12 protein-coding genes are annotated in these 14,045 nt (G+C 50.8%); 11 read left to right on the top strand and 1 reads right to left on the bottom strand.

All coding sequences use genetic code 11. The features are described 5' to 3' along the window. Positions 1-45 precede the first annotated feature (45 nt). The 3 genes from udk to asmA all read left to right on the top strand — a co-directional run bounded on the left by udk (position 46) and on the right by asmA (position 3,235). Entirely contained in the window at positions 46-687 is a 642-nt protein-coding gene (udk, locus tag WC5_RS02585) for a uridine kinase (RefSeq protein ID WP_000132077.1), read from the top strand. A 91-nt stretch (positions 688-778) separates the two neighbouring features. Then, positions 779-1,360, top strand: coding sequence for a dCTP deaminase (gene dcd, locus WC5_RS02590; RefSeq protein ID WP_001234767.1), 582 nt, complete (start codon positions 779-781; stop codon positions 1,358-1,360). Between the two features lie 21 nt (positions 1,361-1,381). After that, the gene (gene asmA / locus WC5_RS02595; protein WP_001252249.1) at positions 1,382-3,235 is read left to right on the top strand and encodes an outer membrane assembly protein AsmA; all 1,854 of its coding nucleotides are present in this window, start codon (positions 1,382-1,384) and stop codon (positions 3,233-3,235) included. Between the two features lie 67 nt (positions 3,236-3,302). On the opposite strand, the gene WC5_RS02600 is transcribed toward asmA, so the two are convergent. Beyond that, a complete protein-coding gene (locus tag WC5_RS02600; protein ID WP_000454700.1) occupies positions 3,303-4,886 on the bottom strand; it encodes a TerC family protein in 1,584 nt (527 codons plus the stop codon). A gap of 651 nt (positions 4,887-5,537) precedes the next feature. Between WC5_RS02600 and wza the strand changes: the two genes are divergently transcribed. The 8 genes from wza (at position 5,538) to wcaE (ending at position 14,031) form a co-directional block, all read left to right on the top strand. Continuing rightward, on the top strand, positions 5,538-6,677 hold the full coding sequence (gene wza / locus WC5_RS02605) for a polysaccharide export protein Wza (protein WP_000978081.1): 1,140 nt from the start codon (positions 5,538-5,540) through the stop codon (positions 6,675-6,677). Between the two features lie 5 nt (positions 6,678-6,682). Next, complete coding sequence (wzb, locus tag WC5_RS02610) at positions 6,683-7,126, top strand: low molecular weight protein-tyrosine-phosphatase Wzb (protein WP_000482901.1); 444 nt, start codon at positions 6,683-6,685, stop codon at positions 7,124-7,126. A 2-nt stretch (positions 7,127-7,128) separates the two neighbouring features. Then, a complete protein-coding gene (gene wzc / locus WC5_RS02615) occupies positions 7,129-9,291 on the top strand; it encodes a tyrosine-protein kinase Wzc (RefSeq protein WP_000137095.1) in 2,163 nt (720 codons plus the stop codon). A gap of 128 nt (positions 9,292-9,419) precedes the next feature. Further along, complete coding sequence (gene wcaA / locus WC5_RS02620; RefSeq protein WP_000662439.1) at positions 9,420-10,259, top strand: colanic acid biosynthesis glycosyltransferase WcaA; 840 nt, start codon at positions 9,420-9,422, stop codon at positions 10,257-10,259. Between the two features lie 2 nt (positions 10,260-10,261). Next, positions 10,262-10,750, top strand: a complete 489-nt coding sequence (gene wcaB, locus WC5_RS02625; protein WP_000888743.1) for a colanic acid biosynthesis acetyltransferase WcaB — start codon at positions 10,262-10,264, stop codon at positions 10,748-10,750. Continuing rightward, positions 10,747-11,964, top strand: coding sequence for a colanic acid biosynthesis glycosyltransferase WcaC (gene wcaC / locus WC5_RS02630; RefSeq protein WP_001023869.1), 1,218 nt, complete (start codon positions 10,747-10,749; stop codon positions 11,962-11,964). The genes wcaB and wcaC overlap by 4 nt, the downstream gene beginning before the upstream one ends. Further along, positions 11,939-13,159 (top strand): colanic acid polymerase WcaD, encoded by a 1,221-nt coding sequence (gene wcaD / locus WC5_RS02635; RefSeq protein ID WP_000107837.1) that lies wholly within the window; start codon positions 11,939-11,941, stop codon positions 13,157-13,159. The genes wcaC and wcaD overlap by 26 nt, the downstream gene beginning before the upstream one ends. A gap of 125 nt (positions 13,160-13,284) precedes the next feature. Then, positions 13,285-14,031 carry a colanic acid biosynthesis glycosyltransferase WcaE gene (wcaE, locus tag WC5_RS02640; RefSeq protein WP_000927078.1) on the top strand — a complete coding sequence of 249 codons (747 nt, stop codon included), beginning with the start codon at positions 13,285-13,287 and terminating at the stop codon, positions 14,029-14,031. Positions 14,032-14,045 lie beyond the last annotated feature (14 nt).

The following is a 14,045-nucleotide window of genomic DNA, read 5'->3' as shown; positions in this document are numbered from 1 at the left end:
CGGCGCCCCCTTCCTAACATCCAGGTTAATCAGGTCGCTAAATTTATGACTGATCAGTCTCATCAGTGCGTCATTATCGGTATCGCTGGCGCATCGGCTTCCGGCAAGAGTCTCATTGCCAGTACCCTTTATCGTGAATTACGTGAACAAGTGGGTGATGAACACATCGGCGTTATTCCGGAAGATTGTTACTACAAAGATCAAAGCCATCTGTCGATGGAAGAACGCGTTAAGACCAACTATGACCATCCGAGCGCGATGGATCACAGTCTGCTGCTTGAGCATTTACAAGCGTTGAAACGCGGCTCGGCTATCGACCTGCCGGTTTACAGCTACGTTGAACATACGCGTATGAAAGAAACGGTGAAGGTTGAGCCGAAGAAAGTCATTATCCTCGAAGGCATCTTGCTGCTGACGGATGCGCGTCTGCGTGACGAACTTAACTTCTCAATTTTCGTTGATACCCCGCTGGATATCTGCCTGATGCGCCGCATCAAGCGCGACGTTAACGAGCGTGGGCGTTCGATGGATTCCGTGATGGCGCAATATCAAAAAACGGTGCGTCCGATGTTCCTGCAATTCATTGAACCTTCAAAACAATATGCGGACATTATCGTGCCACGCGGTGGTAAAAACCGCATCGCGATCGATATATTGAAAGCGAAAATAAGTCAGTTCTTTGAATAAGCTTGATAAATTGTGTACCGTTCAGTGATAACCTGGTATGCCCTTGACGTAACTAGCGTTAAGGGAGTGATGCACGAAAGGAGAAAATGCCATGCGTCTGTGTGACCGAGATATTGAAGCCTGGCTTGATGAAGGCCGTTTGTCGATCAACCCACGTCCGCCGGTAGAGCGTATTAATGGCGCGACGGTAGATGTGCGCCTGGGCAATAAGTTTCGTACCTTCCGTGGTCACACGGCAGCGTTTATCGATCTGAGCGGTCCCAAAGATGAAGTGAGCGCCGCGCTCGATCGGGTGATGAGCGATGAAATCGTGCTCGACGAGGGCGAGGCGTTTTATCTCCATCCAGGGGAACTGGCGCTGGCGGTGACGCTGGAGTCGGTTACGCTGCCAGCCGATCTTGTGGGATGGCTGGATGGGCGTTCCTCACTGGCGCGTCTGGGGCTGATGGTTCACGTTACCGCGCACCGTATCGATCCAGGCTGGTCTGGCTGCATTGTGCTGGAGTTTTACAACTCCGGTAAATTGCCGCTGGCGCTGCGTCCGGGCATGTTAATTGGCGCGTTAAGTTTTGAACCACTTTCCGGCCCGGCGGCGCGGCCATACAACCGCCGTGAAGATGCGAAATATCGCAACCAGCAGGGCGCGGTTGCCAGCCGAATCGATAAAGACTAATTCAGGCTCATTGAGGATACCATGAGACGATTTCTGACGACGCTGATGATAATCCTGGTCGTGCTGGTGGCCGGATTATCTGCGTTAGTGTTGCTGGTGAATCCGAATGATTTCCGCGACTATATGGTCAAGCAGGTTGCTGCACGTAGCGGTTATCAATTGCAGTTGGATGGGCCACTGCGTTGGCACGTCTGGCCGCAGCTTAGTATCCTCTCCGGGCGAATGTCCCTCACTGCCCAGGGGGCGAGCCAGCCACTGGTGCGCGCCGATAATATGCGCCTTGATGTGGCGTTATTGCCGTTGTTGAGTCATCAACTGAGCGTTAAGCAGGTGATGCTGAAAGGCGCGGTAATTCAACTTACGCCACAGTCGGAAGCGGTTCGTCGTGACGATGCACCCGTTGCGCCGCGCGACAATACGTTGCCGGATCTGTCAGAAGATCGCGGCTGGTCGTTTGATATCTCCAGTCTGAAAGTGGCGGACAGTCTGCTGGTGTTCCAGCATGAAGATGACGAGCAGGTGACAATTCGCAACATCCGTCTGCAAATGGAACAAGATCCACAGCATCGTGGCTCGTTTGAGTTCTCCGGGCGGGTTAATCGCGATCAGCGCGATCTCACGTTATCCCTCAAAGGCACGGTGGATGCTTCTGATTATCCACATGATTTAACCGCAGCCATTGAGCAAATTAGCTGGCAGCTGCAAGGCGCAGATCTACCACAGCAAGGTATTCAGGGGCAGGGGAGCTTCCAGGCCCAGTGGCAAGAGTCACATAAACGCCTTTCATTTAATCAAATCAATTTGACCGCGAATGACAGCACACTTAGTGGGCAGGCGCAGGTCACGCTGACTGAAAAGCCAGAATGGTTGTTAAGATTGCAGTTTTCGCAACTGAATCTTGATAATCTCATACCGCTTAATGAAGCCGTTAACAGTGAAAACGGAACCACGCAACAGGGGCAAAACCAGCCAATGCTGCCGCGTCCGGTTATTTCCTCGCGTATTGATGAACCGGCCTATCAGGGGTTGAAAGGTTTTGCGGCTGATATTTTGTTGCAGGCCAGTAACGTGCGTTGGCGCGGGATGAATTTTACTGATGTTGCTACGCAAATGACCAATAAATCGGGTTTGCTGGAAATCACCCAACTGCAAGGCAAACTCAACGGTGGACAGATATCGCTGCCGGGGACGCTGGACGCGACGGCAAAACATCCGCAGATAACCTTTCAACCTCGGCTGGAGAATGTCGAGATTAGTACCATTCTGAAGGCATTTAACTATCCGATTTCGTTAACCGGAAAAATGTCGCTAGCTGGTGATTTCTCCGGCGCTGACATCGATGCCGAAGCATTCCGCCACAACTGGCAAGGGCAAGCGCATGTTGAAATGACCGACACGCGCATGGAAGGGATGAACTTCCAGCAGATGATTCAGCAAGCGGTAGAACGTAACGGCGGTGATGTGAAGGCCGCTGAAAACTTCGATAATGTGACTCGTCTCGACCGCTTTACGACCGATCTCACGCTAAATAATGGCCTCGTAACGTTAAACGACATGCAAGGTCAATCGCCAGTGCTGGCTCTGACAGGGGAAGGCTCGTTGAATCTGGCAGAGCAGACCTGCGATACCCAGTTTGACATTCGAGTCGTTGGTGGCTGGAACGGGGAAAGCAAACTGATTGATTTCCTCAAAGAAACACCGGTTCCGCTGCGGGTTTACGGCAACTGGCAGCAACTCAATTACAGCCTGCAAGTGGATCAGTTACTGCGCAAACACTTACAGGATGAAGCCAAACGTCGCCTGCACGATTGGGCTGAGCGCAATAAAGATTCCCGCAATGGCAAAGATGTGAAGAAGTTGCTGGAGAAGATGTAAGTTTCCAGATGACATAATTTGTAGGCCTGATGCAACGCTTTACGCGTTTTATCAGGCCTACATACCATCACACCTCGTACTCCATCTCGCCATCCTTATGCAGCGGAATAATTTGCACCTTCTGCACGCGATGGCTTTCCACCTGCAACGTTTTAAGCAAATAATCCCCCACCTGAACTTCTTCACCAGGTTTTGGAATACGCTGTAAATATTCCATCAGCAGCCCGGCAATGGTGTGATATTCACGTTTTTCATCCAGCGGCAGCGGCACATATTGCACCAGATCTTCCAGCGGCATATGACCATTCGCCGTCCAGGAACCGTCGGCGTTTTTCTGAATATCATGACGGGCGTCGATCTCTTCCACTTCGTTCGGTAAGTTACCGGCAATGGTTTCGGTGACGTCACTTAATGTCACAATCCCTTCTACCGAGCCAAACTCATCCACCACAAAAGCAAAGTGCGTGCGGGCATTACGGAACTGCTCCAGGGCAGGTAGCAACGGCAAGGTTTCCGGGAATACCAGCGGCTGGCGAATCAACACACGCAGGTTGAGCGGTTCGCCGCGCAGCGACTGTTGTAGCAGGTCGATAACGTGAACAACACCGAGCAAATCTTCTGCGTCATCGCCGTCGGTAACGACCAGACGCGTGTGCTGATTGCGCTCCAACAACTGGCGGATCTCGTCTTCCGGCGCGTTGAGATCGATATGCTCAATATCGTGGCGCGAGGTCATGATGCTGCTGACGGTACGCTGGTTAAGATTAAGCACCCGCTCGATCATCCGCCGCTCCTGCGGATTAAAGATTTGTTGGTTGCCATGATCCACCAGCATGGACGCGGTTTCGGCATCCAGTTCCGCATCTTCTTTTTGCCCGCTTAACAGGCGCATTACCGCTTCGGTAGTCCGCTGGCGCAGCGTCTGGTTAGCAGAAAGAAAACGTCGCCGGTTAAAGATGGCTAACTGATTGAGCGCCTCGATCATCACCGAGAAACCAATCGCGGCGTACAGATAGCCCTTCGGAATGACGAATCCGAAACCTTCCGCCACCAGGCTAAAGCCAATCATCAACAGGAAACTTAAGCAGAGAATAACGATCGTCGGGTGACTGTTAACAAATTGCGTTAACGGTTTACTTGCCATCAGCATCAGGCTGATAGCGATAACAACGGCAGCCATCATGACCAGCAAATGGTCGACCATCCCGACGGCGGTGATCACCGAGTCGAGTGAGAAGATGGCGTCCAGCACCACAATTTGTGTCACCACCCCCCAGAACTTCGCACCTTTGCGCTGCGTGGGGTTATTGCTGTCTTTCCCCTCCAGCCGTTCGTTCAGCTCCATCGTGGCTTTGAACAGCAGGAAGAAACCACCGAACAGCATGATCAAGTCGCGTGCGCTAAAGGTAAACGAGCGGAAGCTGAACAGCGGTTGAGTCAGGGTGACCAGCCAGGAGATTGACGCCAGCAGTAACAGGCGCATTAACATTGCCAGCAGCAGCCCGGTAACTCGTGCGCGGTCACGCTGCTTCGGCGGTAGTTTTTCGGCGAGGATGGCAATAAAGACCAGGTTATCAATGCCGAGGACCAGTTCGATCACAATCAGCGTGATTAACCCGGCCCAGATAGACGGATCGGCAATCCATTCCATAGTAAGTGCAATACCTATTCGTTGTATGACAAATGTCACAATTCGATCATGGATAAATCAGGGCAAAAATGCAATGTTGCAGCACTATTTATCTAACTTTATTTGAGAACTATAACATTGCATTATCCCTGAATTAAAAGTGGTAATAATAAAACATTATTTAAGAAATATCGCATGTGGAGACGCAATATTAATTGTTGTCAACCTAAAGAAACTCCTAAAAAACATATTGGATGACACTTAATATAATTCTTAAAAATAGCCAATTGTCGAATTGTTACCTTGCCTGCTATTCCGTTAGCTGTAACACTTCCTCCTGCATTATTGGGGAGCCAATATTCAATTACCATAATGCTACCTTATATTCGGAAAATGAATTTCCTGAATAACCCTTTCTCATCAACGACTGTATGCTGAGAGGGTTTTAAAAACCAAACTAAATCAGTGTATTGGTAGCTAGAAAGCCAGGGGCGGTAGCGTGTCTGGATGCCTGAAAGACCAGTCTGAATTATTCTGTCAATAGCCTGCGGATGAAATCAATTTTTTTAGGACTGATGCCAGTTAAATTCTTATTCAATTAGCTGCAAGGTAAATGTGCATGTCGATAAATAATGCACAGGATAATTACTCTGCCAAAGTGATAAATAAACAATGATGAAATCCAAAATGAAATTGATGCCATTATTGGTGTCAGTAACCTTGATAAGCGGTTGCACAGTACTTCCGGGCAGTAATATGTCTACGCTGGGTAAAGACGTCATCAAACAGCAGGACGCTGATTTCGACCTCGACAAAATGGTGAATGTTTATCCGCTGACCCCGCGCCTGATTGATCAATTACGCCCACGCCCGAACGTGGCGCGCCCCAATATGACGCTGGAAAGCGAGATTGCGAATTACCAGTATCGCGTCGGGCCGGGCGACGTTCTTAATGTCACCGTCTGGGATCACCCGGAACTTACCACGCCCGCAGGTCAGTACCGCAGCTCCAGCGACACTGGCAACTGGGTACAGCCTGACGGCACCATGTTCTACCCGTATATCGGCAAGGTTCACGTGGTGGGGAAAACGCTCGCTGAAATCCGCAGTGATATTACCAGCCGCTTAGCGACGTACATCGCTGACCCGCAGGTGGACGTTAATATCGCCGCCTTCCGCTCACAAAAAGCCTATATCTCAGGTCAGGTGAATAAATCCGGTCAGCAGGCCATCACCAACGTACCGCTGACTATTCTCGACGCCATTAACGCCGCCGGTGGCCTGACAGACACCGCTGACTGGCGCAACGTGGTGCTGACACACAATGGTCGTGAAGAACGCATTTCTTTGCAGGCGCTGATGCAAAACGGCGACCTCAATCAGAACCGACTGCTTTACCCAGGCGATATTCTCTACGTGCCGCGTAATGATGATCTGAAAGTATTTGTGATGGGTGAAGTGAAGAAACAGAGCACCCTGAAAATGGACTTTAGCGGCATGACCCTGACTGAAGCTCTGGGCAATGCCGAAGGTATCGACATGACCACCTCCAACGCCAGCGGCATCTTTGTCATTCGTCCGCTGAAAGGCGAGGGTGGGCGTAACGGCAAGATTGCCAATATCTACCAGCTGGATATGTCCGATGCCACGTCGCTGGTGATGGCGACAGAATTCCGCCTGCAACCTTATGACGTGGTGTATGTCACCACCGCCCCGGTTTCCCGCTGGAACCGTCTGATCAATCAGTTGCTGCCAACTATTAGCGGTGTCCGCTACATGACGGATACAGCCAGCGACATTCATAACTGGTAATCGTCATGTTTAACAACATCTTAGTTGTCTGTGTCGGCAATATTTGCCGTTCCCCGACGGCGGAACGCTTACTGCAACGTTATCACCCGGAGCTAAAAGTGGAGTCCGCTGGACTCGGCGCGCTGGTCGGTAAGGGCGCTGATCCTACCGCTATCAGCGTCGCCGCCGAGCATCAACTCTCTCTGGAAGGCCACTGTGCCCGTCAAATCAGCCGCCGCCTGTGTCGCAACTATGACCTGATTTTGACCATGGAAAAGCGCCATATCGAACGCTTATGCGAGATGGCACCCGAGATGCGCGGCAAAGTGATGCTGTTTGGTCACTGGGATAACGAATGTGAAATTCCCGATCCGTATCGCAAAAGCCGGGAAACGTTTGCAGCGGTGTACACATTACTTGAACGGTCTGCCCGCCAGTGGGCGCAGGCATTGAACGCAGAGCAGGTATAAGAATGACAGAAAAAGTAAAACAACATGCCGCTCCGGTAACGGGCAGTGATGAAATCGATATTGGTCGCCTGGTCGGCACCGTCATTGAAGCGCGCTGGTGGGTGATTGGCATCACCGCCGTGTTCGCCCTCTGTGCTGTGATTTACACCTTCTTCGCCACGCCGATTTATAGCGCAGACGCGCTGGTACAAATCGAACAAAGCGGCGGCAATTCGCTGGTGCAGGACATTGGTTCGGCGTTAGCTAACAAACCGCCAGCCTCGGACGCCGAGATCCAGTTGATTCGTTCGCGCCTGGTGCTCGGTAAAACGGTGGACGATCTTGACCTCGATATTGCGGTGAGTAAAAACACCTTCCCTGTCTTCGGTGCAGGTTGGGATCGCCTGATGGGGCGTCAGAATGAGACGGTGAAAGTGACTACCTTTAACCGCCCGAAAGAGATGGCGGATCAGGTGTTTACGCTTAATGTGCTGGACAACAAAACCTACACTTTGAGCAGTGATGGCGGCTTTAGCGCCCGTGGGCAAGCGGGCCAGATGCTGAAAAAAGAAGGCGTCACGCTGATGGTTGAAGCCATTCACGCCAGCCCGGGCAGTGAGTTTACCGTCACCAAATACTCCACGTTGGGGATGATCAATCAACTGCAAAACAGCCTGACGGTAACAGAGAACGGCAAAGACGCTGGCGTACTGAGCCTCACTTACACCGGTGAAGATCGTGAACAGATCCGCGACATTCTTAATAGCATCGCCCGTAACTATCAGGAACAAAATATTGAGCGCAAATCGGCGGAAGCGTCGAAAAGCCTCGCTTTCCTCGCGCAACAGTTACCAGAAGTGCGCAGCCGCCTTGATGTCGCCGAAAACAAACTGAATGCCTTCCGTCAGGATAAAGATTCTGTCGATCTGCCGCTGGAAGCAAAAGCGGTGCTCGATTCGATGGTGAACATCGACGCGCAGCTGAACGAACTGACCTTTAAAGAGGCGGAAATTTCTAAGCTGTTCACCAAAGTTCACCCGGCGTACCGTACTTTGCTGGAGAAACGTCAGGCACTGGAAGACGAAAAAGCCAAACTTAACGGTCGCGTAACGGCAATGCCGAAAACCCAGCAGGAAATTGTGCGTCTGACTCGCGATGTCGAGTCTGGTCAGCAGGTCTATATGCAACTGCTGAATAAAGAGCAGGAGCTGAAAATCACCGAGGCCAGCACCGTCGGCGATGTGCGCATTGTTGACCCGGCAATCACCCAGCCTGGCGTGCTGAAACCGAAGAAAGGGCTGATTATTCTTGGCGCGATTATTCTTGGCCTGATGCTCTCCATTGTTGGTGTGCTACTGCGCTCGCTGTTTAATCGCGGCATCGAAAGCCCGCAGGTGCTGGAAGAACACGGTATCAGCGTCTATGCCAGCATTCCGCTGTCGGAATGGCAGAAAGCGCGCGATAGCGTCAAAACCATCAAAGGGATTAAACGCTATAAACAGAGCCAGCTACTGGCGGTGGGGAATCCAACCGATCTGGCGATTGAAGCCATCCGCAGTCTGCGTACCAGTCTGCACTTCGCGATGATGCAGGCGCAGAACAATGTGTTGATGATGACCGGGGTTAGCCCGTCAATTGGTAAAACCTTTGTCTGCGCTAACCTGGCGGCGGTGATCAGTCAGACCAATAAACGGGTGTTGTTGATCGACTGCGATATGCGTAAAGGCTACACCCACGAGCTGTTGGGCACTAATAACGTTAATGGCCTGTCGGAAATTCTGATTGGTCAGGGCGATATTACTACCGCTGCTAAACCGACCTCTATTGCCAAATTTGACCTGATCCCGCGCGGTCAGGTGCCACCGAATCCTTCTGAACTGTTGATGAGCGAACGCTTCGCCGAACTGGTGAGCTGGGCGAGTAAAAACTACGACCTGGTGTTGATTGATACGCCGCCGATTCTGGCAGTAACCGATGCGGCGATTGTTGGCCGTCACGCCGGAACCACGTTGATGGTAGCGCGTTATGCGGTCAACACCTTAAAAGAAGTGGAAACCAGTCTGAGCCGCTTTGAGCAAAACGGTATTCCTGTGAAAGGGGTGATTCTGAACTCCATCTTCCGCCGCGCCAGCGCGTATCAGGATTATGGCTATTACGAATACGAATATAAGTCGGATGCGAAATAACGAGATCCGCTGTCGGATGCGATGCTGACGCATCTTATCCGACCTACGTTCACGCCGCATCCGGCAACAGAACCCGTAAACAAGCTTATAAACCGGCAGAACATCTCGACACTCCGGGAGAATAACCTATGAAAGAAAATCCGCTGATCTCAATCTATATGCCAACCTGGAACCGCCAACAACTGGCGATTCGGGCGATAAAATCGGTCCTGCGCCAGGACTACAGCAACTGGGAGATGATCATCGTGGATGATTGCTCCACCTCCTGGGAACAGCTGCAACAATACGTCACCGCCCTCAACGATCCGCGTATCACTTACATTCACAACGACATTAACAGCGGGGCGTGCGCGGTACGTAACCAGGCGATTATGCTGGCGCAAGGGGAATACATTACCGGGATCGATGACGATGATGAATGGACGCCCAACCGCCTGAGCGTCTTCCTCGCCCATAAACAGCAACTGGTCACTCACGCCTTTTTGTACGCTAACGACTATGTTTGCCAGGGCGAAGTTTATTCCCAACCGGCAAGTTTGCCGCTGTATCCCAAATCACCCTATTCACGCCGCCTGTTCTACAAACGCAATATCATCGGCAACCAGGTTTTTACCTGGGCGTGGCGTTTCAAAGAGAGTTTGTTCGATACCGAACTGAAAGCAGCACAGGATTACGACATCTTCCTGCGAATGGTAGTGGAGTACGGCGAACCGTGGAAAGTGGAAGAGGCGACGCAGATCCTGCATATCAATCACGGCGAAATGCAGATCACCTCGTCACCGAAAAAATTCTCCGGATACTTCCATTTTTACCGCAAGCACAAAGACAAATTTGACCGCGCCAGCAAAAAATATCAGCTGTTTACCCTCTACCAGATCCGCAATAAACGCATGACCTGGCGGACTTTGTTGACGCTGCTGTCGGTGCGTAACGGCAAACGTCTGGCTGATGGCATACGGGGGCGCTAAAGATGCTGGAAGATCTGCGTGCCAATAGCTGGAGTTTACGCCCGTGCTGCATGGTTCTTGCCTATCGTGTTGCTCATTTTTGTTCGGTTTGGCGCAAAAAGAACGTCCTAAACAATCTGTGGGCGGCCCCGCTGCTGGTGCTGTATCGCATTATCACCGAATGCTTTTTCGGTTATGAAATCCAGGCCGCCGCGACCATTGGCCGACGCTTTACTATCCATCACGGTTACGCCGTGGTGATCAATAAAAACGTGGTCGCGGGGGATGATTTCACCATTCGCCACGGCGTCACCATCGGCAATCGGGGTGCAGATAACATGGCATGTCCACAAATTGGCAACGGTGTCGAACTCGGTGCCAACGTCATTATTCTTGGTGATATCACGCTTGGTAACAACGTCACCGTGGGCGCGGGCAGCGTGGTGCTCGACTCTGTCCCGGACAACGCGCTGGTGGTGGGAGAAAAAGCGCGAGTGAAGGTAATTAAATGAATATTCTGCAATTTAATGTGCGACTGGCGGAAGGCGGAGCGGCAGGTGTGGCGTTAGATCTCCACCAGCGCGCGCTGCAACAGGGGCTGGCGTCACATTTTGTCTACGGCTACGGCAAAGGCGGCAAAGAGAGCGTCAGCCATCAAAACTATCCGCAGGTCATCAAACATACGCCTCGGATGACGGCGATGGCGAACATTGCCCTGTTTCGTCTGTTTAATCGCGATCTGTTCGGCAATTTCAATGAGTTGTACCGTTCTATTACCCGCACGTCGGGGCCGGTAGTTCTGCATTTTCATGTGCTGCACAGCTACTGGTTGAATCTTAACAGTGTGGTGCGCTTTTGCGAAAAAGTGAAAAACCACAAATCGGATGTCACCCTGGTCTGGACGCTGCACGACCACTGGAGCGTTACCGGACGCTGCGCCTTTACCGACGGTTGCGAAGGCTGGAAAACCGGCTGCCAGAAATGCCCGACGCTAAATAACTATCCGCCGGTGAAGATTGATCGCGCACACCAGCTGGTGGCGGGCAAACGCCAGTTGTTCCGCGAGATGCTGGCGCTGGGCTGTCAGTTTATTTCCCCCAGCCAGCATGTGGCTGACGCTTTCAATAGCCTGTACGGTCCAGGGCGCTGCCGGATTATCAATAACGGCATTGATATGGCAACCGAAGCCATTCTGGCGGAACTGCCACCGGTGCGCGAAACCCAGGGCAAGCCGAAAATCGCGGTGGTGGCGCATGACCTGCGTTACGACGGCAAAACTAACCAGCAACTGGTGCGCGAGATGATGGCGCTGGGCGACAAAATCGAACTGCATACTTTCGGTAAGTTCTCGCCGTTCAACGCTGGTAATGTGGTTAATCACGGCTTTGAAACCGACAAACGTAAGCTAATGAGCGCGCTCAATCAAATGGACGCGCTGGTCTTCAGTTCTCGCGTCGATAACTACCCGCTGATTTTGTGTGAGGCGTTATCGATTGGCGTGCCGGTGATCGCCACCCATAGCGATGCAGCGCGGGAAGTGCTGCAAAAATCCGGCGGTAAAACCGTCAGCGAAGAAGACGTGCTGCAACTGGTGCAGTTAAGCAAACCGGAAATCGCGCAGGCGATATTTGGCACCACGCTGACCGGGTTCAGCCAGCGCAGCCGCGCCGCCTACAGTGGACAACAGATGCTGGAGGAGTATGTCAACGTCTATCAGAATCTGTAGCTACCTGCTGCTGCCGCTGATTTACCTGCTGGTTAACGTCAAAATCGCCCAGCTTGGCGAAAGTTTCCCCATCACCATCGTCACTTTTTTACCCGTCTTGTTATTGCTGTTTTTAGAACGCATCAGCGTTAAAAAATTGATGATTGCCTTAGGGATTGGCGCGGGGCTCACGGCGTTCAACTACCTGTTTGGTCAGTCGCTGGATGCCAGTAAATATGTCACTTCAACCATGCTGTTTGTCTATATTGTGATCATTATTGGTATGGTGTGGAGTATTCGCTTTAAAACGATTTCGCCCCACAACCATCGCAAGATATTACGTTTCTTTTATCTGGTGGTCGGGCTGGTGGTGGTGGTGGCGGCGGTGGAGATGGCGCAAATTATCCTCACCGGCGGCAGCAGTATTATGGAGTCGATTTCGAAATATCTGATTTACAGCAACAGCTATGTACTGAATTTCATCAAATTCGGCGGCAAGCGTACGACAGCACTTTATTTCGAACCGGCATTTTTCGCTCTGGCATTAATCTCAATTTGGCTCAGCATCAAACAGTTTGGTATCAAAACGCCTAAAACAGATGCTATGATTCTCGCAGGAATAATATTATCCGGATCGTTTTCAGGGGTTATGACCTTTATCCTGTTTTATTTGCTGGAGTGGGCATTTCAGTATCTGAATAAAGAGGCGATTAAGAAAAAGTTACCGCTAGCATTGATTTCTCTGGCTGTATTCCTGGTTGGTGTGGTAATTGCTTTTCCTTATATTTCCACCCGTCTGGGAGATTTAGGTACGGAAGGATCGTCATCGTATTATCGTATTGTCGGTCCGCTGGTGATGGTCGGCTATTCTTTGACCCATATTGACGGTGTAGTCAGATTTGGCTCACTTTATGAATATGTCGCATCATTCGGAATATTTAACGGTGCGGATGTCGGAAAAACCATAGACAATGGTTTGTATCTGCTGATTATTTATTTTTCCTGGTTCGCGGTGTTTTTATCACTGTGGTACATGGGGAAAGTGATAAAAATGATGCTCAACGCTTTTGGCGATAATCGCAATTTTCGCGTGCAGCTCTATCTTTTTACGCCGGTATCACTGTTTTTTACCGGTTCGATATTTAGCCCGGAATATGCATTTTTAATCGTCTGTCCGTTTATTTTGCGAAAAGCGTTAAATATATACCCTAAATAATTCGAGTTGCAGGAAGTTGGTGTCGCAGCGAGTCCCCAGTAGCGTACACGAGTACGTGACTGGGGTGAGCGAGGAAAACCAACGCACATGCAGCTTGAAGTATGACGGGTATTACGAGGTAAAACATGTTGCTTAGCATAATCACTGTCGCGTTTCGTAACCTGGAAGGGATAGTCAAAACACACGCCTCGCTGGCGCATCTGGCGCAGGCGGGCGATATCTGCTTCGAATGGATTGTAGTCGATGGCGGCTCCAATGACGGCACCCGTGAGTATCTGGAAAATCTCAATGGTGTCTATAACCTACGCTTCGTCAGCGAGCCAGATAACGGTATCTACGACGCCATGAACAAAGGTATTGAAATGGCACAAGGCAAGTTTGCGCTGTTTCTCAACTCGGGTGATATTTTTCATCAGGATGCCGCAAATTTTGTTCGTAAGTTAAAACTGCAAAAAGATAACGTGATGATCACCGGCGATGCGCTGCTGGATTTTGGCGACGGGCATAAAATTAAACGTAGCGCCAAACCGGGCTGGTATATTTATCACAGCCTGCCCGCCAGTCATCAGGCGATATTTTTCCCGGTATCCGGATTGAAAAAATGGCGTTATGACCTGGAATATAAAGTTTCTTCAGATTATGCGCTGGCGGCCAAAATGTATAAAGCTGGTTATGCATTTAAAAAACTCAATGGCCTGGTGTCTGAATTTTCCATGGGTGGAGTATCTACCACCAATAATATGGAATTGTGTGCCGACGCGAAAAAAGTCCAACGGCAGATATTACATGTGCCTGGCTTCTGGGCAGAATTATCCTGGCATTTACGCCAGCGTACGACGGGTAAGACTAAAGCCTTATATAACAAACTTTGAATATAAGGAATATC

The organism is Escherichia sp. KTE114, assembly GCF_000407765.1.
Lineage (GTDB): Bacteria > Pseudomonadota > Gammaproteobacteria > Enterobacterales > Enterobacteriaceae > Escherichia > Escherichia ruysiae.
Note: the sequence above shows the minus strand (reverse complement) of the source record. Positions and strands in the feature narration are given on the sequence as shown.